21 protein-coding genes are annotated in these 19,424 nt (G+C 68.2%); 6 read left to right on the plus strand and 15 right to left on the minus strand.

Features of this window, described 5'->3' with window-relative positions; translation table 11 throughout:
* Window positions 1–27: 27 nt before the first annotated feature.
* Entirely contained in the window at window positions 28–2,061 is a 2,034-nt protein-coding gene (locus tag LKD76_RS25725) for an MDR family MFS transporter (protein WP_227983996.1), read from the minus strand.
* A gap of 230 nt (window positions 2,062–2,291) precedes the next feature.
* On the opposite strand from LKD76_RS25725, the gene LKD76_RS25730 reads away from it, so the two are divergent.
* The 3 genes from LKD76_RS25730 to LKD76_RS25740 all read left to right on the plus strand — a co-directional run bounded on the left by LKD76_RS25730 (window position 2,292) and on the right by LKD76_RS25740 (window position 4,161).
* Window positions 2,292–3,167, plus strand: a complete 876-nt coding sequence (locus LKD76_RS25730) for an oxidoreductase (protein WP_227983997.1) — start codon at window positions 2,292–2,294, stop codon at window positions 3,165–3,167.
* A 110-nt stretch (window positions 3,168–3,277) separates the two neighbouring features.
* The gene (locus LKD76_RS25735) at window positions 3,278–3,748 is read left to right on the plus strand and encodes a transcriptional regulator (RefSeq protein ID WP_227983998.1); all 471 of its coding nucleotides are present in this window, start codon (window positions 3,278–3,280) and stop codon (window positions 3,746–3,748) included.
* The gene (locus LKD76_RS25740; protein ID WP_372465929.1) at window positions 3,745–4,161 is read left to right on the plus strand and encodes a DUF3817 domain-containing protein; all 417 of its coding nucleotides are present in this window, start codon (window positions 3,745–3,747) and stop codon (window positions 4,159–4,161) included. The genes LKD76_RS25735 and LKD76_RS25740 overlap by 4 nt, the downstream gene beginning before the upstream one ends.
* A gap of 60 nt (window positions 4,162–4,221) precedes the next feature.
* On the opposite strand, the gene LKD76_RS25745 is transcribed toward LKD76_RS25740, so the two are convergent.
* The 10 genes from LKD76_RS25745 to clpS all read right to left on the minus strand — a co-directional run bounded on the left by LKD76_RS25745 (window position 4,222) and on the right by clpS (window position 11,351).
* Entirely contained in the window at window positions 4,222–4,830 is a 609-nt protein-coding gene (locus LKD76_RS25745; RefSeq protein WP_227983999.1) for a non-canonical purine NTP pyrophosphatase, read from the minus strand.
* Entirely contained in the window at window positions 4,830–5,597 is a 768-nt protein-coding gene (rph, locus tag LKD76_RS25750; RefSeq protein ID WP_227984000.1) for a ribonuclease PH, read from the minus strand. The genes LKD76_RS25745 and rph overlap by 1 nt, the downstream gene beginning before the upstream one ends.
* A gap of 52 nt (window positions 5,598–5,649) precedes the next feature.
* Window positions 5,650–6,414, minus strand: a complete 765-nt coding sequence (locus LKD76_RS25755) for a cyclic nucleotide-degrading phosphodiesterase (RefSeq protein ID WP_227984001.1) — start codon at window positions 6,412–6,414, stop codon at window positions 5,650–5,652.
* Window positions 6,415–6,483: 69 nt separating this feature from the next.
* Window positions 6,484–7,257, minus strand: coding sequence for a rhomboid family intramembrane serine protease (locus LKD76_RS25760; RefSeq protein WP_227984002.1), 774 nt, complete (start codon window positions 7,255–7,257; stop codon window positions 6,484–6,486).
* 79 nt (window positions 7,258–7,336) lie between these two features.
* Window positions 7,337–8,299: a PLP-dependent cysteine synthase family protein gene (locus LKD76_RS25765; RefSeq protein ID WP_227984003.1), complete on the minus strand. Its 963-nt coding sequence runs from the start codon at window positions 8,297–8,299 to the stop codon at window positions 7,337–7,339.
* Between the two features lie 6 nt (window positions 8,300–8,305).
* Window positions 8,306–8,614, minus strand: coding sequence for a MoaD/ThiS family protein (locus LKD76_RS25770; protein ID WP_227984004.1), 309 nt, complete (start codon window positions 8,612–8,614; stop codon window positions 8,306–8,308).
* Window positions 8,615–8,667: 53 nt separating this feature from the next.
* Window positions 8,668–9,090 carry a M67 family metallopeptidase gene (locus LKD76_RS25775; RefSeq protein ID WP_227984005.1) on the minus strand — a complete coding sequence of 141 codons (423 nt, stop codon included), beginning with the start codon at window positions 9,088–9,090 and terminating at the stop codon, window positions 8,668–8,670.
* 137 nt (window positions 9,091–9,227) lie between these two features.
* Window positions 9,228–10,271 (minus strand): P1 family peptidase, encoded by a 1,044-nt coding sequence (locus tag LKD76_RS25780; protein WP_227984006.1) that lies wholly within the window; start codon window positions 10,269–10,271, stop codon window positions 9,228–9,230.
* 149 nt (window positions 10,272–10,420) lie between these two features.
* Window positions 10,421–10,990 (minus strand): oxidative stress transcriptional regulator AosR, encoded by a 570-nt coding sequence (gene aosR, locus LKD76_RS25785; protein WP_227984007.1) that lies wholly within the window; start codon window positions 10,988–10,990, stop codon window positions 10,421–10,423.
* A 22-nt stretch (window positions 10,991–11,012) separates the two neighbouring features.
* A complete protein-coding gene (gene clpS / locus LKD76_RS25790) occupies window positions 11,013–11,351 on the minus strand; it encodes an ATP-dependent Clp protease adapter ClpS (protein WP_372466010.1) in 339 nt (112 codons plus the stop codon).
* Window positions 11,352–11,570: 219 nt separating this feature from the next.
* Between clpS and LKD76_RS25795 the strand changes: the two genes are divergently transcribed.
* Both LKD76_RS25795 and pncA read left to right on the plus strand, forming a co-directional pair.
* Window positions 11,571–12,884, plus strand: coding sequence for a nicotinate phosphoribosyltransferase (locus LKD76_RS25795; RefSeq protein ID WP_227984008.1), 1,314 nt, complete (start codon window positions 11,571–11,573; stop codon window positions 12,882–12,884).
* 36 nt (window positions 12,885–12,920) lie between these two features.
* Window positions 12,921–13,508 carry a pyrazinamidase PncA gene (gene pncA, locus LKD76_RS25800; RefSeq protein WP_227984009.1) on the plus strand — a complete coding sequence of 196 codons (588 nt, stop codon included), beginning with the start codon at window positions 12,921–12,923 and terminating at the stop codon, window positions 13,506–13,508.
* A gap of 35 nt (window positions 13,509–13,543) precedes the next feature.
* Here pncA and LKD76_RS25805 read toward each other — a convergent pair whose 3' ends face one another.
* Complete coding sequence (locus tag LKD76_RS25805) at window positions 13,544–14,416, minus strand: alpha/beta fold hydrolase (protein WP_227984010.1); 873 nt, start codon at window positions 14,414–14,416, stop codon at window positions 13,544–13,546.
* A 149-nt stretch (window positions 14,417–14,565) separates the two neighbouring features.
* Between LKD76_RS25805 and LKD76_RS25810 the strand changes: the two genes are divergently transcribed.
* On the plus strand, window positions 14,566–16,647 hold the full coding sequence (locus LKD76_RS25810) for an ATP-dependent DNA helicase (protein ID WP_227984011.1): 2,082 nt from the start codon (window positions 14,566–14,568) through the stop codon (window positions 16,645–16,647).
* A gap of 164 nt (window positions 16,648–16,811) precedes the next feature.
* Here the strand turns inward: LKD76_RS25810 and LKD76_RS25815 are convergent, their stop codons facing one another.
* The 3 genes from LKD76_RS25815 to LKD76_RS25825 form a co-directional block, all read right to left on the minus strand.
* Entirely contained in the window at window positions 16,812–17,342 is a 531-nt protein-coding gene (locus tag LKD76_RS25815) for a DoxX family protein (protein ID WP_227984012.1), read from the minus strand.
* A gap of 118 nt (window positions 17,343–17,460) precedes the next feature.
* A complete protein-coding gene (locus LKD76_RS25820) occupies window positions 17,461–18,822 on the minus strand; it encodes an NCS2 family permease (protein WP_305082771.1) in 1,362 nt (453 codons plus the stop codon).
* Window positions 18,823–18,945: 123 nt separating this feature from the next.
* Window positions 18,946–19,386 (minus strand): hypothetical protein, encoded by a 441-nt coding sequence (locus tag LKD76_RS25825; protein WP_227984013.1) that lies wholly within the window; start codon window positions 19,384–19,386, stop codon window positions 18,946–18,948.
* Window positions 19,387–19,424 lie beyond the last annotated feature (38 nt).

Genomic DNA, 19,424 nt, shown 5'->3' on the forward strand with positions numbered 1-19,424 from the left:
CCGGCGGGCGCTGCGGCAATGGTGATCTCACACCGTCAGCCGCAGCGCCTCCGGGCGATCCACCTCGTCCAGCAGCTTCGCCGCGATATTATCCAGCGCCTGGTCGAACAGCGCGCGATCCTGCGGGTCGGCACAATCCCAGTCGTCGAGATAGCGGCACAACCACTTTCGCCACGCGGCGAGGATACGGTCGTATTCGGCGGCGCCACTGGCCGTCAAAGCCATTCGGTCACCGGCGAATTCGATGTATCCGGATCGCGCCGCTTTGTCGTACACCGGCTCCAGGACCTCCGCGGGCACCCAGTGCGCCCGCGCCACCGCCGCGAGATCGGCATAGCCGCGGGCGCGCTCGAGCATCTTGACCTGTCCGATCGCCCACGCCTGATCGCGGCTCAGCGGACTGTCCGCGGCGACCAGAATGCGTGGATCGGGCAGTTCGTCATCGCGAAGTCTGCGCATCACGCTGGCGAGTGAATGTTCCAGTCGCACTACCCGATCCGCGGAATCCGGCACCGAGAATCCGCCGCCGACGTCGGCCGCTTCCGCGCGCACGCTGTCGCGCAGCGGCACCTGTTTGAGGAACCACGACACGATGAAGCCCACCACCGCCACCGGAACCACCCACCGGAACACGTAGTCGATGGTGTCGGCGTAGGCGTCGATGATCGGAATCGCCTCGGCGTACGGAAGTTTGTGCAGCAGTTGGGGACTCTGAGCCACAGCGGGCGGCACCCCGGGCACCTGCGCGAAGGCGTCGCGCAGATTCGGCCCCAGTTGATTGCTGTAGAGGGTGCCGAAGATGGCGGTGCCGAAGGTCGATCCCAGGGTCCGGAAGAAGGTCACCCCCGAGGTCGCGGTGCCCAGATCGTGATAGGGCACCGTGTTCTGCACGACGATCGTGAGCACCTGCATCGCCAGCCCGATCCCCAGCCCCAGGATCAGCATGTACAGCGATTGCAGCCAGAATCCGGTGGTCCGGCCCATGGTCGACATCAGGTACAGGCCCACCGCCATCACCGCGGTGCCGGCGATCGGGAAGTACTTGTACTGCCCCGTCCGGCCGACCACCTGCCCGGAAATGATCGATGTGGTGAACAGGCCGATCACCATCGGCAGCGTCCGCAACCCCGAGGCGGTGGCCGACACGCCGGTGACGTATTGCAGATATGCCGGCAGATAGGTCAGCGCGCCGAGCATCGCGAAGCCGACGATGAAGCTCAGGATGGAACAGACCGTGAACACATTGCTGCGGAACAGATGCATCGGCAGCATCGGCTCCGCCGCCCGCAGCTCCACGGCCACGAACGCGGCGATCAGCACCACTGCCGCGACGAACAGGCCGATGATGGTGGCCGAACCCCACGGATATTCCTGGCCTCCCCATTCCAGGGCCAGGATCAGGCAGCTCACACCGATGGCGATCAGGGCGATCCCGGCATAGTCGATCACCGGCCGCACCGCGGCGCGGATCGACGGAATGGCCCGCGCGGCAATGACGATCATCACGATCGCGATCGGAACGTTCACATAGAAGCACCACCGCCAGCTGGCGTGATCGGTGAACAGTCCGCCCAGCGTCGGCCCGACCACCGTGGTGATGCCGAAGACCGCACCCAGCGCACCCTGATATTTCCCGCGGTCGCGCAGGGGGATGACGTCGGCGATCAAGGCCATCGCCGTCACCATCAGTCCGCCCGCGCCCACGCCCTGGATACCGCGCGCGACGATCAGCAGTGCCATCCCGTTCGCGAGTCCGGCCACCATCGAGCCGATGATGAAGATCAGTCCGCTGAGCTGGAAGATCAGCTTCCGGCCGAACAGATCGCCGAACTTGCCGGCCAGCGCCGTCGCGACCGCCTCGGCCAGCAGATAGGCCGTCACCACCCACGCCATATGCCCCGCGCCACCCAGATCGGCGACGATCGTGGGCAGCGCGGTCGACACGATGGTCTGGTCCAGTGCCGCCATCAACATTCCCAATACGACGGTGAGGAAGACGACGTTGGCCCGGGTATGGCTGACGGGCGCGGGCGATTCGGCGACTGCGGCAACACCGGACATTAGCTCAGTATGTGCCCTGACGCCGATTTGGTCGGTGCAACACGGCAATACGCCAGTTCGGTTCCCGGGATCGCTAATTTCTGGCACACCATTGCCGCCACAGCGCTCCGGAATCGATAGGCTGACGGCATTGCGATCGACCCCTACCGCCTGAACTTACTCTAAAGTAAGGTCGGCGGTGAGGACGCGACGAGGCTCCCTATTCCGACGGTTGACAGTGAGGTCTCACCATGGCGTGGAATCCCGGCGACATTCCGGCGCAGAACGGACGCACGTTCGTGATCACCGGAGCCAACGGCGGTATCGGTAAACACACCACCCGGGCACTGGCGGCCAAGGGCGCCACCGTGATCATGGCCTGCCGCAACACCACGACCGCACAGCAGGTCGCCGACGGCATCGACGGAGATGTCCGGGTAGCGGCACTGGACCTCGCCGATCTGGCCTCGATTCGCGAATTCGCCGACCGCACCGGCGAATTCGACGTTCTCGTCAACAACGCCGGCCTGATGAACATCCCGTTCTCACGAACCGAGGACGGGTTCGAAACCCAATGGGGTGTGAACCACCTCGGCCACTTCGCGCTCACCGGGCTACTGCTGGATCGCCTCGGGGATCGTGTGGTCACCCTCGCCAGCATCGCGCACCGGCAGACCCCGAAACTGTGGATCGACGATCTCAACTACGAACACCGTCGCTATCAGCGCAACCTCGCCTACGCCCAGGCCAAACTCTCGAATCTGATGTTCGCCCGCGAACTGCAGCGCCGTCTGACCGAGGCGGGCTCGGCCAAGCGGTCCTATGCGGTACACCCGGGCGTCTCGGCGACCGATCTGTTCACCCGCACCGAGACGCCGATGGACAAGGTCGCCAAGCCGTTCATCGCCCTGGTCGGCCACTCGCCGCGCAAGGCGGCGGAATCGAGCCTGTTCGCGGCCACCGAGCCCGATGCCGATCCGACCACCTACTGGGGCCCGACCCTGCTGTTCGGCTCCCGCGGCCCGGTCCGGCCGTCACCGTCGAACGGCCTGTCGAAGAACAAGGAGCTGCAGCGGCGGCTCTGGGAGGAATCCGAACGCCTCACCGGTGTGACCTACAAGTTCTGATCCGGCGCCCGCCCGGTCGGCTGACCTGCCGGATCTCCCCCACTCCGGCCGGCCGCGACCGGAGGTACCTCACACTACGGCCGGTGTAGTAGACAGGTACCGTGGTAGGCGTGTCCGCACCCCATCGTCGCCCGGCTCTGATCATCTTGGTGGTCGTTGCCGCACTGGCCTGCCTGGGGCTGGGCTGGTGGCAGTGGGGACGCTTCGAATCCGCGAGCGGAACCGCGCAGAATCTGGGCTACGCACTGCAGTGGCCGCTGTTCGCCGGGTTCGTGGTCTTCGCCTACTTCCGCTTCGTGCGGCTCGAGCGCGATACCACCGCCGAACACCCCGAGGCCGCCGACACCGCGGCCGGGACACACCCGCCTGCTGCCGCTCCCACCGGGCGCAAGACCAAATCCGTTGCGCCGCGCGAGATTCCGGCGGGCATCCTGCCGGAGCGGCCGACCGCCGCGCGCGATGACGATCCGGTGCTGGCCGAATACAACAAATACCTTGCCGATCTGCACGCGCAGGATGTGCGCGAGCGGATGCACGCCGTCGGACTCGACGGCACCGACACCGAGAGGAGAGCCGGTTGAGCGCCGAACAGCCCAGCACCCCGGCCACCACCACACCGGCACCCGCGCCCGCCCGCGCCGCACGTGATACCGGCCGGATCCGCTCGGCCCTGACCCGCTACCGGGTACTCGCCTACATCACCGGTATCTGGCTGCTGTTGTTGTGCGCGGAGATGGTGTACAAGTACCTGCTGCTCGACGACAGCAGCACGGCGCCGCACTGGCTGTTCTACGTCGGGCAGATCCACGGCATCTTCTACATGCTGTACCTGGTGTTCACCATCGACCTCGGCATCAAGACGCGCTGGAAGCCGCTGACCCTGGTGATCACCGCCCTCGCCGGCACCATCCCGTTCCTGTCGTTCGTCTGCGAGCACTACCGCACCCGCCAAGTGCGGGCGGAATTCTTGCAGCCCGCCTCGCCGAGTATCTAGGCCGGGTTCGGCCGCCCCGACTCCCGCCGGGCGGTTCGCCCGGCGGGAGTCGGGGCGCTCTCAGGACTCGGCGAGTTCGGCCAATGCCGGGAGCAGGGCGCGCAGGGCGCGGCCTCGATGGGACGCAGCGTCCTTCTCCGCCGGTGACAATTGCGCCGCGGAGACCGTGCCACCATCGGGGACGAACAGCGAGTCGTAGCCGAAACCACCCTCACCCTGTGGCTTTCGCGCGATCACACCGGGCCATTCACCGAGGGTCACGACCTCGCGGCCGTCGGCCACCAATGCGCAGGCCGAGACGAAGCGGGCGCCACGGCGCTCGTCGGGCACATCCGCCAATTGGGCCAGCAGCAGTTCATTGTTGGCCGGGTCGTCGCCGTGGCGGCCGGACCAGCGGGCCGACAGCACCCCGGGCATGCCGTTGAGTGCGTCCACCGAAATCCCGGAATCGTCTGCCACACAGGCCAATCCGGTCGCCGCCGCACCGTCGCGGGCCTTGGCCAGGGCATTCTCCTCGAACGTCGCCCCGGTCTCCGGCGCCTCCGGGAACGGAGGCACCTCATCCAGGCCGACGACCTCGAGCCCCGCCACCCCCGCTTCAGCGAGGATGCGGCGCAGCTCGCCGAGCTTCTTGGCGTTGCGGCTGGCGACCAGCACCCGGCGCGTCATTACTTCTTCTTCTCGCCCGGTTCGGGCAGCTGTCCCGGATAGGGCAACTCCAGTGCCTGCTTCTGCACCTCGAACAGCTGCTCACAGCCGGCCAGCGCCGAATCCAGCAACTTGTCCAGGGTCGAGCGGGGGAAGGTCGCGCCCTCACCGGTGCCCTGGATCTCGACCAGTGTGCCGGTGTCGGTGGCGACCACGTTCATATCGACCTCGGCGCGCGAATCCTCCTCATAGGGCAGATCCAGGCGCACCCGTCCGTCCACCACACCCACGCTCACCGCGGCGATCATGCACGAGATCGGCTGCGGATCGGCCAGCCGGCCGGCCGCGGCCAGATAGGTGACAGCATCGGAGAGCGCCACGTACGCGCCGGTGATGGCGGCGGTACGGGTGCCGCCGTCGGCCTGCAGCACGTCGCAGTCGATGGCGATGGTGTTCTCACCGATCGCGGCCAGGTCGATGCACGCGCGCAGCGACCGGCCGATCAAACGGCTGATCTCCTGCGTCCGCCCGCCGACCTTGCCCTTCACCGACTCGCGTCCGCTACGAGTGTGGGTGGCCGCCGGTAGCATCGCGTATTCGGCTGTCAGCCAGCCCAATCCGGAGTCGCGCCGCCACGGGGGTACGCCCTCGGTCGCGCTCGCGGTGCACATCACCCGCGTCTGACCGAATTCGACCAGTACCGAACCCGCCGGATGCGTGGTGAATCCCCGGGTGATCCTTACCTCGCGGAGTTCGTCGTCCGCCCTGCCATCGGCTCGTCTAGACACCACGCCAGCCTAAGGGATGGGTAAGACGGCTCGGCCCCGGCGGTGTGCGGTGTCAGATATCGATGACCTCACCTGGGGATACCGCATGCACCGGTCCGCTGAACTGCTCCTTGGCCTCGGCGATGACATCCTCGCGGGAGGTCCACGGCGGAATGTGGGTCAGCAGCAGCTCACCGGCACCCGCACGCGCGGCGATCATTCCGGCCTCGGTCCCCGAAAGATGAATGCCGGGTGGGCGATTGGCGGGATCGTGGGTCCACGACGCCTCGGACAGCAGGATGTCGGCGCCCTCCGCCAGCTCGAACACAGCGTCGCACAGTGCCGTATCGCCGGTGTAGACCAGGACGCGGCCCGATGCGGTGGTGATGCGCAGGCCGTAGGACTCCGGCGGGTGGTACATCCGGCGGGCGACCACGGTGTGGCCGGTACCGAACGCCACCTCGCGGCCCTCCTCCCACGCCCGCATATCGATCACGTCCGACCAGTCGTCACATTCGCCGCCGATCTCGGCCGAGGCGTTGCCGATCCGCAGCGCGGAATCCGACGGGCCCCGCACGATCGCCTTACCACTCGGCGGGTTGGGGTGATATCGCCGCCACACCAGCAGTCCGGGCAGATCCAGACAGTGGTCGGCGTGCAGATGAGTGAGGAAGATGTCGACCTCGCCGGGATCCAGATGGCGCTGCAGCGCGCCCAGGACACCCGGACCGAAATCGATCACAGTGGGAGTCATATCCGGACCGGTCAGCAAATAGCCCGACGCAGGGGAATCCGGGCCGGACACACTGCCCGAACACCCGAGGACGGTGAGGCGCATTCCCCCATGCTGCCACGCTGCAGTTTCACTCAACTGGGGATCCCCCAAATCGCCGACCGGGTTCCGCAGTCACCCCGATGATGCGAGGCGGCCGGCACTCTCCCCGCGACGATGACGACGTTCATTGGATGAGAGTACCCATCCGGCCAGCAGTCCACCCAACGCACCGAAAAGATGTCCTTGCCAAGAGATTCCGGGCTGTCCGGGCAGTACACCCCACAGAATCGAGCCGTACACCAGGCCGACGACCACCCCCAGAACGATCTGCCACGGACTGCGGGTGAACAAGCCGCGGGAGATGAGATAGGTGAGCCAGCCGAACACCAGCACCGACGCGCCGATGTGCACCGAGCCGGAGCCGCCGGTGAACCAGGTACCGATTCCACCTACGACCCAGATGATGGCGGTCGCGGCGAGACCGCGCCCGATACCGGTCAGCAGCGTCAGCATGCCGAGCACGATCACCGGCAGCGTATTGCCGATCAGGTGCGTCCAGTCGGCGTGCAGCACCGGGGCGAACAGAATGCCCTCCAGGCCCGCGGCCGAGCGCGGCCGCACGCCCGCGCCGTCGAGGTCGTGATCGGTGACGGTGTCCACGCCCTCGACCGCGTAGAGCACCGCGACGAAGGCCAGGGTCAGCGCAATCGCCCGCTGCCACAACAACTTCAGCGCCGCGGTGCGGCCGGGCGACGTCGGCGCGGATCCGGCAGGCACGGACTGCGGAGCCGGCACGGGCCGCGGCGATCCGCCGGACCCCGCCGGCGCCTGCGCCGACTTCTCCAGCCGGGCACGCAATGCCGCGATCCGATCGGGGTCGAAGGATGCGCCCATCTGCTCGGCCACGACCATCACCTCCTGGCGGGACTGTATGGCCCCTCGTGCTTCGAGAGTACCGCCACCGCACCCGCGACCAGCCGACGCCTCACGCCCAGAGCTGGCCGTCGAGCCGCTCCTCGGCCTCTTCCAGGGTGCCGTCGTAAGCCCCGGTCGACAGATACTTCCAGCCGCCGTCGGCGACGACGAAAGCGATATCGGCCCGCTGTCCCGCGCGCAGCGCCTTGTTCCCCACCCCGAGCGCGGCGTGCAGGATGGCGCCGGTCGAGATGCCCGCGAAGATGCCCTCCTCCAGCACCAGCTCCCGGGTCCGGCGTACCGCGTCGTAGGGACCGACGGAGAACCGCGAGGTCAGCACCGACTCGTCGTAGAGCTCGGGGATGAACCCCTCGTCGATGTTGCGCAGCCCGTAGACCAGCTCACCGTAGCGGGGTTCGGCGGCCACGACCTGAATGCCGTCGACATGTTCACGCAGATAGCGGCCGGTGCCCATCAGCGTGCCGGTGGTGCCCAGACCCGCGACGAAATGGGTGATCTCGGGCAGATCGGCCAAGATCTCCGGCCCGGTGCCCTGATAGTGGGCATCGGCGTTGGCCGGATTCCCATACTGGTACAGCATCACCCAGTCCGGATGTTCGGCGGCGATCTCCTTGGCACGCGCGACGGCCTGATTCGACCCGCCGGCCGCCGGGGAGTCGATGATCTCGGCGCCGAACATGGTCAGGAGCTGACGCCGCTCGACCGACGTGTTCTCCGGCATCACGCAGACCAGGCGATAGCCCTTGAGCTTCGCCGCCATGGCCAGTGAGATCCCGGTATTACCGCTGGTCGGCTCCAAAATCGTGCAGCCGGGTCGCAACCGGCCCTGCGCCTCGGCCTGTTCGATCATGCGCAGTGCGGGGCGGTCCTTGATCGATCCCGTCGGATTGCGGTCCTCGAGTTTGGCCCACAACCGCACGTGGTCGTCGCCGTCCCATTTCGGCGACAGCGTCCGCAGACCCACCAGCGGCGTATTGCCGAGGGTCTCGATCAGCGATTCGTAGCGTGCCACGGTCGATCAGCGGTAGAGCGCGCCGGCGGCGATGCGGTTCGAGGAGCCGCCCGCGACGGCGGGAAGGATGGTCACCGACCCGTTCGCCGGAACCTCGGCCGCCAGCCCGCCCGCGAAACGCACATCCTCGTCGTCGACGTAGATGTTGACGTAGCGATTGAGCTTGCCGTCGGACAGCAGGCGCTGCTCGAGACCGGGGTAGTTGGTCTCCAGATCGCCGATCACCTCGGCGAGGGTGGAACCGGTCGCCTGGACCCGCTTCTCACCTCCGGTGAGGGTGCGCATGATGGTCGGGATGGACACGGTTACCGACATGGGTACTCCTGTTTCTTCGGGTCGGCGCCACCGGAGATCCGGCGGGACGGGGGTCAGTCCTGGGGGTAAGCGGTCACGATCCGCACCGGCTCCTCGGTGACCACACCGCCGAGAATCCGGTAGCTGCGCAGCTCGTGCTCCTGCGGGTCGCGGGTGGACACCAGCACGTAGTGGGCGTTCGGCTCGGACGCGTACGAGATATCGGTGCGGCTGGGGTAGGCCTCGGTGGCGGTGTGCGAGTGGTAGATCACCACCGGCTCCTCGTCGCGATCGTCCATCTCGCGCCAGACCCGCAACTGCTCGCCGGAGTCGAACCGATAGAAGGTGGGCGAGCGCTCGGCGTTGATCATCGCCACGAACCGTTGCGGGCGGTCCGAACCCTCGGCACCGGCGATCACACCGCACGCCTCGTCGGGATGGTCGGCGCGAGCGTGCGCGACCATCGCATCCACGAGATCGGCCCTGATCACCAGCACAGTTCGAATCCTTCCACTCACCACACGGCCGCGATCGGCGCCGCGGGAACCACCGCTGCCGTCAACGGCCCACGATATTCGGCTATTCCCCACCACCGGGCCACCGGCCCCTGGTATAGGAGCGCGCAGCCGGTGAGTCAGCGACCGAACAGATCCCGGTAGGCCGGAATCCCCGCGACCGGATCGGCCCGCAGTACCGCGTCCACGATCGCGCGTTCCACACACACCGCGGCCGCCGTGCACAGCGCGTCGAGCAGCAGCAGATCCGCCGGAAAGGCCGGTGGCAGCGGGATACTCGATGTCGTGGCGACCGTCCCGGTTGCCAGCGCGAACAAGGTATCGCCGTCCAGCGGGGAGTGCGCTGGGCGGATCGCGCGCGCCAGCCCGTCGTGCGCTGTCACGGCCAGGCGACGACAGCCTGCCGGATCCAGCGCGGCGTCGGTGGCCACGACACCTATCGTGGTGTTGAGCACCGTCCCCTTCACCGCCAGCGCATTCGCCCGGGCCAGCGCCTCGGGCGACGCGGGCGCCAGATCGAAGTGCTGCGGTCCGTCGGTGCCCGCGCCCCACGGCAGCCCGGTCCGGGGATCGAAGACCGACCCGACCGGATTGGCCACCACCAGCGCGCCGACCGTGTGGCCGGCGGCCGGTCCGTCGGTGAAATACACACTGGCCGTACCTATTCCGCCCTTGATGGCACCGGCCCGGGCGCCCACCCCGGCGCCCACACTGCCTCGCTCGAAGCTCTCGCTCGCCGATTCCGCCGCGCGATAACCGAATTCGGCGGTCGGCCTGATATCCCACGCCCCCACCGGGAGATCGAAGATCACCGCACCCGGCACGATGGGCACCACCCGCGCGGGATCGGCCGGATCCATCGGGACGCCCTGACCGTGTTCCTCGAGCCAGCGCATCACCCCGTCGGCGGCCGCCAGCCCGTAGGCGCTGCCGCCGGTGAGCAGAATCGCGTCGACCTGCCGCACGGTGTGGCCGGGGTCGAGCAGATCGGTCTCCCGGGTGCCCGGCCCCCCGCCGCGCACATCGACCGCGGCCGTCGCACCACCCAGCACCCGGACGACCGTGCAGCCGGTCGCCGCGCCGGAGCCGAGGGTGGCGTCGGGGTCGAGCCGATGATGGTGACCGACGAGCACACCCGCCACATCGGTGATGCCATGCCGCATTCCTTGCCTCCGCTCCGCTCCGGCGGGATTCTCGGCCCGCCTCGGTGCATCATCTCGCAGACGTCGTTGCTCGGCGCGACTCGACGTCCACCGACGTGGCTGTCCTTCCGCGCCCCCGCTTGGTGAGATGCGCTGGGCGGCAACCTCGTTCAGGGGGCCAGGGCGTGCAGCAGGGAGTCCTGCATCCAGGTGAGCCAGTGGTAGACGTCCAGATGCGGCGCCCGGGGATCGTCGGGATCCAGTTGATCGGGTGTTTCGGCATCTATACCCAGCGCGGTGCCCAGCGCCAGCCGCACGTCGTTGAGGGCGTTGAGCCAGGCGTCGGCCTGTTCGGGGGTGAGCACGATCTTCCCGCCGCGCTCGGGCAGGGTTTCCAGCACCACCGTCCCGGCAGCGACCTTGGCTTCGATGATGTCGGGTTCGTGCAGGCCGCGCAGGGCGCTGTTGAGATCGGCGCGATCGGCGTCCGGGGAGCCGGGCTCCTTGCGATGGAATTCGGGCAGCAGCCGCGCCAGCCGGGGATCGTCGGGCGGAGTGCTGTTACCGGTGCGAAGTCCGGTCAGCGCCGCCAGGTCGTCTTCGGGGGCGGATCTGGCCCGGTCGGAGAGCAGTCCGGTAACCGCCCCGACGAGCGAACGCAGCACGTCCGCCTCTCGGGGGTCCATCTCCGACCGCAGCTTGAGCCCGCTCAGCGAGTTCTTCCTGCTCCACTTGCGCACGGGGCTACCGTAGTCGCCGCTGTCACTGGTCACGCTGCATGGTCGCCCAGAGCCCGGCGGCGTGCAGACGTTGAACGTCGTGCTCCATCCTGTCCCGCGACCCCGACGACACCACCGCCTTGCCCTCGTTGTGCACCTGCATCATCAGCTCGGTTGCCTTGGCTTTGCTGTAGCCGAAAAGCTTTTGGAAGATGTAGGTGACGTAATGCATCAGGTTCACCGGGTCGTCCCAGACCACCGTGACCCACGGCCGATCCTCGGCCTCGAGGATCTCGGTGACCTCGACGGTTTCCGGTGTCGCCTGGGGCGCCGACAGTTGTCCGGCTCCGGCGCGTACGCCGCTGCGCGACGCGGCCGACACCGTGTCCCGGGGGCCCGTCGCTCGTGCCACCGCCTGGTTCGCGCCGGCCGGACCGGCGGCGATCCGGACAGCGTCTCTCATGCACAGACCCATAACCTTCAGAGTACGACTCGACCCCGAATAAACAACACCCGCGCCGAGCCGCTCCGCCGACGGCCGCACCTCGGCACGCACGCACCACGCCGCCCACCGGCCGCCCGGTATGTCTACAGTGACCGCGTGGACATATCCGCCGCCACCGCGAGCACCGCGCTACTGACCGACCAGTACGAACTCACCATGCTCGCGGCCGCCCTGGCCGACGGTTCGGCACAGCGGCAGTGCACCTTCGAGGTATTCGCTCGCCGATTGCCACACGGCCGCCGCTACGGCGTCGTCGCGGGTACCGACCGGTTGCTCACCGCCTTGCGGGACTTCCGATTCGGCGAATCGGAGCTCGCGGTCGCGGCCCGATTCCTCGACGAGCGGACGTTGTCCTGGCTGCGCGAGTTCCGCTTCGGCGGCGAGATCGACGGCTACCTCGAGGGCGATCTCTACTTCCCGGGGTCACCGATTCTGTCGGTGCGCGGCACCTTCGCCGAATGCGTGGTCCTGGAGACCCTGATCCTGTCGATCCTCAACCACGACAGCGCGATCGCCGCCGCGGCCGCGCGGATGGTCAGCGCGAGCGCCGGTCGCCGGATGATCGAAATGGGGTCCCGCCGCACCCACGAACTGGCCGCACCGGCCTGCGCGCGGGCCGCCTACCTCGCGGGCTTCGACGCGACTTCGAATCTGGAAGCGGTACGGCGCTACGGAATTCCGGGCGCGGGCACCAGCGCCCATGCCTTCACCCTCCTGCACAGCGGCCCCGACGGACAACACGAAGCGGCCGCCTTCCGCAGCCAGATCGACGCGCTCGGCATCGGCACCACGCTGCTGGTGGACACCTTCGACATCACCGCCGGCGTGGCCCGAGCGGTCGAGGTGGCCGGCCCGGAACTGGGCGGGGTCCGGATCGACTCCGGGGATCTGGGCGTCCTGGCCCGGCAGGTGCGCGAACAGCTGGACACGCTCGGCGCGACCGGCACCCGCATCGTGGTGTCCGGCGATCTGGACGAGTACGCGATCGCGGCACTGCGCGCCGAACCGGTCGACGTATACGGCGTGGGCACCTCACTGGTCACCGGATCGGGTGCGCCGACCGCCGGTATGGTCTACAAACTCGTCGAGGTCGAGGGCGTGCCCGTCGCCAAGCGCAGCAGTCACAAACAGTCGCGCGGCGGCACCAAACGGTCCGTGCGTCTGTCGCGCGGCACCGGCACCATCGTCGAGGAGATCGTCTACCCGGCCACCGCGGCGCGCCCGTCCGGCAACGGCCACGAGGTCCGGGACCTGCTGGTTCCCCTGGTCCGCGCGGGCGAACCGGTAGCCGAATCGCCGGATCTGACCCACAGCCGGGAACTGGTCGCGCGCGGCCTGATCAGCCTGCCGTGGGAAGGTCTGAAACTGTCGGCGGGCGAGCCGGCGATCCCCACCACCTTTCTACAATGAACGCATTGCCGACCGGCGCGAAACGAGGTGCGTGAGATGGGTAGAGCACTCATCGTCGTCGATGTGCAGAACGACTTCTGCGAGGGCGGATCCCTCGCGGTCACCGGCGGCGCCGCGGTGGCGAGACGGATCAGCGAATACCTGACCGCACGCGGTGGCGACTATGTCGCCGTCGTCGCCACCCGCGACTTCCACATCGATCCGGGCGCTCATTTCTCCGATCGGCCCGACTATGTGGACAGCTGGCCGCCACACTGCCGAGTCGGTACGCCCGGGGCGGATTTCCATCCGGATCTCGACACCTCCGCCATCGAGGAGGTGTTCTCCAAAGGCGCCTACAGTGCCGCTTATTCCGGATTCGAGGGCTTCGCCGAGAACTCGACCCCATTGGCACAATGGTTGCGCGACAAGGGAATCGATGCCGTCGATATCTGCGGTATCGCCACCGATCATTGTGTCCGCGCCACCGCCGCCGACGCGCGCGCGGCCGGTCTGCCGGCCCGCGTGCTGGTGGACCTCACCGCGGCGGTCTCCCCCGGCACGGCGGATGTCGCTCTGGACGGACTCCGCGCGGCGGGGGTGGAATTGTCCGGGAAACTGCCCGCGACGGGCGGCACTCGATGACCCGCCGCCGACCCTGACGTTCCGGGTCCGCGGCCTCACCCGTCCCGGTCGCTCCGCAGGAATTCCGCGAGCGCGGCGGCCACCGCCGTGGGGTTCTCCACCTGGGGATAGTGCCCGGTGGCCGGTGCGGCGTCCAGAACCTCGAACCGGGCGTGCGGCCGCCGTTCACGCAACCGCGGCAACAGATGCCCGCCACTGATCGGATCGGCCGGCCCCCAGACGAAGAGCATAGGGCCGGAATAGGATTCGAACGCCCGCTGCCAGCGGTCGGCATTGGCACGCCGCTCCGCGTGATAGCGATTGAGCGCCCACTGCACCCGGCGCCCGCCGTTGTCCGACAGCGCGAGCCACATCTGGTGCAGGTCCGCGTCGGAGACCGGACGCCCGAGGATGCGGCGCAAGGACGGCCGGAAGGTCCGTTCCGACATGAGCGGCCCCAGCACCTTGCCCGCCGGTGAGGCCATCAGGCGCTGAATCGGCAACGGGCGGTACAGGTCCGGGTACAGACCTCCGTTCAACCAGGCGGTGCGCAGCACGCGCGCGCTGTCGCGGGCCAGCAGCTCCTGCGCGACACTCACCCCGTAATCGTGTGCCACCAGTGCGGTGCCGGTGATTCCCAGCCGCGCCCAGAGTTGTTCGACGAGGGTGGCCTGCTCGGTCATCCGGTAGTCGTGATCACGCGGCCGGTCGCTGGCGCCGAATCCGAGAAAATCCAATGTCGTTACCCGGCAGCCGGATTCGACGAGCGCGGGCAGCACCGACACCCAGTCGTGCGACGAAGTCGGATACCCGTGCAGCAGCGTGACCGGCAGACCGCCGACCGGACCGTCCTGGCGATGGAAAATGCGGTGACCACCCAGTTCGAGGTGCGTCCCCCCGGCGACCCAGGTGCGATAGTCCGGCTCCACATGAACCTCCTCGCGTGCCCGCGCCCGCGGGCTACCGGCAACCCTACCGATCGGCAACCCTACCGATCCGCTCCCGCGTCGGGGCGACGAACGCCATGCGGGCACCGCCGGTCGGACGGGTTGTCGGACCGGGGCGCTAGTCTTCGTGCGTGCCCGAACTCCCGCCCGTACCGACCCTGTTGGCGACCGCCGTGGAAGCGCTGGGCGGTACGGCGCGCAGCGGCCAGCAAACGATGTCGGCCGCGGTCGCGCATTCGATCGACACCAAGGAGCATCTGGCAGTGCAGGCCGAAACCGGTACCGGCAAGTCACTGGCATACCTCGTGCCGAGCCTGCGTCATGCTGTGGCGAGCGGGCGCACGGTGGTCGTCTCCACCGCGACCATCGCCCTGCAGCGGCAGCTGGTCGACCGTGACCTGCCCCGGCTGGCACAGGCCCTGGAGAAGCCGCTGGGCCGGCGCGCCCGCTTCGCGATCCTCAAGGGCCGCAACAACTATCTGTGCCTGCACAAGATCAACAGTGCGATTCCGGACGAAGCGCCGGAGACCGAACTGTTCGACGCGTTCGCCATCTCGCGGCTCGGGCGCGAGGTGCAGCGCCTCAACGAATGGGCTTCCGATACCGAGACCGGCGATCGCGACGAGCTGGTTCCCGGGGTCACCGATCGGGCCTGGCGGCAGGTCAGCGTGTCGTCGCGGGAATGTCTGGGTAAGAGCCGCTGCCCGTTCGGCACCGACTGCTTCGCCGAACGCGCCCGCGCGGAGTCCGGACAGGCCGATGTGGTGGTCACCAACCACGCGCTGCTGGCCATCGATGCCATCAGCGGAATCCAGGTGCTGCCCGAACACGATGTGGTCGTCATCGACGAGGCGCACGAACTCGTCGATCGGGTCACCGGGGTGGCGACGGCCGAGTTGTCCACCGCCACGATCACCGCGGCCGCCAAACGCTGTACCAAACTCGTCGACGAGGGCGAACTCGACCGGCTCGAGGGCGCCGCCGAGGCCTGGCACGAACTGCTCGAGGACCTGCCCGCGGGCCGCTGGGACGATCTGCCCGCAGGCGGCGACCAGGTCCTGGCGCTGTTGCGCGATGCCGCCTGGACCGTCCGCACCGCTCTCGCGCCACCCGGTTCCGGTGCGCCGCAGGGCGATCCGGAGGCCGCCGCGGCCCGCAACATGGCGGTGGCCGCGGTCGAGGAGGTGCACGATACGGCGGTCCGCGCGCTGACCGCCTTCGAGGAAGCCGATGCCGCGGCCCGCCGTGATGTGCTGTGGCTGGCGGTCGACGAGGTGCGCGGTATCGCACGCCGCACCCTGCACATGGCACCGCTGTCGGTCGGCGGATTGTTGCGCAGCCGATTGTTCGGGGCCGCGACCGTCGTGCTGACCTCCGCCACCCTGCAGGTCGGCGGGTCCTTCGACGGACTGGCCGTGACCTGGGGACTTCCGCCGCATTCCCATCGCACCGGCGCCGACGAACCCGGCGACACGCTCCGCCGTGTCGACCCGGATCTGGCCAACGGCGCCGAGGCGCCCTCCGACAGCTCCACCATGCGCTGGAACTCCCTCGATGTCGGCTCCCCGTTCGATCACGCCAAGTCGGGCATTCTCTACGTCGCCAAACATCTTCCGGCGCCTGGACGCGACGGCCTGGCCCCCGCGTACCTGGACGAGATCGAGCGGTTGATCGAGGCCGCCGGCGGACGCACCCTGGGCCTGTTCTCCTCGATGCGCGCGGCCAAGGCCGCCACCGAGATCCTGCGCGAACGGCTCGACACCCCGGTCCTGTGCCAGGGCGACGACGCCACCGGCACCCTGGTCCGCGCCTTCGCCGAGGACCCCGCGACCTCGCTGTTCGGCACCCTGTCGCTGTGGCAGGGTGTCGACGTGCCCGGACCGTCGCTGAGTCTGGTCATCCTCGACCGCATTCCGTTCCCCCGGCCGGACGATCCGCTGCTGGTGGCCCGGCAGCAGGCCGTCCAGGCGCGCGGGGGCAACGGATTTCTCACCATCGCCGCGAATCACGCCGCACTGCTGCTGGCCCAGGGAACGGGCCGGCTGCTGCGCAGTGTGCACGACCGTGGTGTCGTCGCGATCCTGGATCCGCGTCTGGTCACGGCCCGCTACGGCGGATATCTGCGGGCGTCGCTGCCGCCCTACTGGGAGACCTCCGACCCCGAGATCGTCACCAAGGCGCTGCGCCGCCTGACCGCGGCGGCGCAGTCCTGATTCCAACTTCCTGTGACACCCGACACAATTGCTGTGAAAGAGATTCCATTCAGAAGTAAATTGGCGGGCGGTATGTCCGTTGACCCCCAATTCCCTCATCGGATATCCCGAGGTCCCCACGCCGCGACCCCTGCTCGCGACGTGGGGACCCTTCCGTGCGCGACCTATTTGACCAGCAGGGTCACCACCGCGGCGACCACACCGACGACCACCGCGCCGACTCCCCATACGATGCCGTGACGCTGCCACAACCGGCCGTGATCGACCGAGAACCGGCCCGGCCCGGTGAAGCCCAGCGCCACCGCGGCCACCGCGAACAGCAACGCCGGCTCGTACCCCTGGAGCCCGTGCGGCCAGGTCACATGCATCGCGTTGATCATCGTGCCCAGCACGATCGCGGCGGCCAGCGGCGTCAGCAGGCCGAGGAACAACAGTCCGCCGCCGACCGCCTCGCACAGTCCGGCCAGAGTCGCGAAGAACTTACCCGGGTCGTAGCCCATCTGCTGGAATCCGGCGGCAGTCGCCGAGAGTCCGTAGCCGTTGAACCAGCCGAACAGCTTCTGGGTGCCGTGCACGAACAGCAGGCCACCGAAGACCAGGCGCAGCAGCAGGAGCCCGATATCGATCGCGGCCGAGTCGGCCGCCGTCCGAAATTCGAGCGGGCGGTTGGTCCGGTTCTCGATGTCGGCGGTCATGATCGTGTCCTCACTCGTTAGTTGGGCGAAACAAAACGGACCGCGGTCCGATTGATACAACGGTGACCAACCGGACTCGGTTCAGCGCTTATTCCGTAGACGAGATATCCGCCCGCGATTAATCGGCGAGGAAGAAGAAGTACGCGAGGAACACCGCCATCAGCACCCACATCACCGGATGCACCTCACGTCCGCGGCGGCGGGCGACCATCACGATCGGGTAGAAGGTCAGCCCCATCGCGATCCCGTTGGCGATCGAATAGGTCAGCGGCATCATGATCACGGTGATGAAGGCCGGGATCGCGTACTCCAGCTTGGCCCAGTCGATATCGCCCAGCGACCGCGACATCAGCACGCCCACCACGATCAGCGCCGGAGCGGTGACCGCGGGGACATCGGCGACCACCGCGAACACCGGGAAGAAGAACATCGCGATCAGGAACCAGCCCGCCGTGGACACCGCCGTCAATCCGGTCCGCCCGCCGGCGGTGACGCCCGCTGTGGATTCGACGTAGGCGGTGGTCGTCGAGGTGCCGATCACCGCGCCCGCGGCGGTTCCGATCGAGTCCGCCGCGAACGCCTGGGCGGCCCGGGGCAGTGTGCCGTCCGCACCGAGCAGACCGGCCTGATTGGCGATTCCGATCAGGGTGCCCGAGGCGTCGAAGAAGTCGACGAACAACATGGTCAGCACCACGATCGCCATCTGCCCGGTGAAAGCGTGCGGCAGATTGATGATCGCCTGCCCGAAGGTCTGATCCAGTCCGTGCGGCAGGGCGGCCACCTGATCCGGCAGATGCACCAGGCCGCTGATGATGCCGACCACGGTGGTGCACACGATCCCGTACAGCACGGCGCCGTGCCAGCCGAGCACCAGGAAGACCACGGTCACGACCAGCCCGAACAGGGCCAGCAGTGTGGTCCCCGTGGTGAAATCGCCGAGGTGGACGAAGGTCGCCGAATCCGAGACCACCACACCGGCGTTCTTGAGGCCCAGAAACGCCACGAACATGCCGATACCCGCGCCAACGGCGAGTTTGAGCTGCAGCGGGATCGCGTCGATGATCTTCTCGCGGATCCTGGTGACCGCCAGGACGAAGAAGATGATGCCCGACAGCAACGTCCCCGACAGCGCTACCCGCCAATCGATCCCCATCCCGAGGACGACCGTATAGGCGAAGAACGCGTTGAGTCCCATTCCCGGCGCCAGCGCGATCGGATAGCGTGCCCACACCCCCATCACCAGCGTGCCGACCACCGCCGCCACCGCCGTCGCGGTGAATACGGCCTGGGTCGGGATACCCCGATCCCCGAGTTGACCGTGGTCGCCGAGAACCGCGGGATTGACCGCCAGGACATACGACATGGCGAGGAAGGTCACCGTGCCTGCCATGAGTTCGCGCTTCATGGTCGACCCGAGACGCGTGACCCCGAAGTAGGAATCGAGGCGACCCCGCGACCGCGACAGGACGTCGATACTCATCAGTTGTTCTCCACCCTCGCCCGGACCGTTCACACTGTGGGGAAAACCGTATCGGTCCCGGCCCCCGCCGTGCCATTCGTACCGGCGAACATGTGGCAAATCACGGCGGAGCGGCGCGCACGGCTAGAACAGCAGCAGTGCGAACACCGCGAGCAGCGAGACGGCGAGCGGAACCGCCAGCACCGCCAGCAGGATCACCGCGGCGAGCGCCGCCCCGCCGCCCGCTCGCTGCGGGGTGGTGCCGATGCGCGCCGAGGCGAACGCGCTGATCGGCATCCGGTAGTAGACGGGAGTGCGCTCGCCGGGGCCGGTCTCGACCGCCAGCCGCGCCGGATGAAGCAGCGCACCGAACCGATTGACATGGATCCGCACCTCGTGGCGGCCCGCGGGCACGGGAACCGCCCAGTGTCCCCAGCCGCGTGCGATCAGCCTGCCGTCGACCACGACCTCGGGTACCAGCGCCATCAGCGCGGTGGCCTCGATCCGCAGCGGCGCCACCAGATCGATATCGAGCACCGCGAGCGCGGCCGCATCGCGGGCGACGTCTTCGTTCCCAGCCGGCATCTCACCACCTCCCGTCCACAGCGTTACGCCGACGAGCG

Source organism: Nocardia spumae (assembly GCF_020733635.1).
Taxonomy (GTDB): domain Bacteria; phylum Actinomycetota; class Actinomycetes; order Mycobacteriales; family Mycobacteriaceae; genus Nocardia; species Nocardia spumae.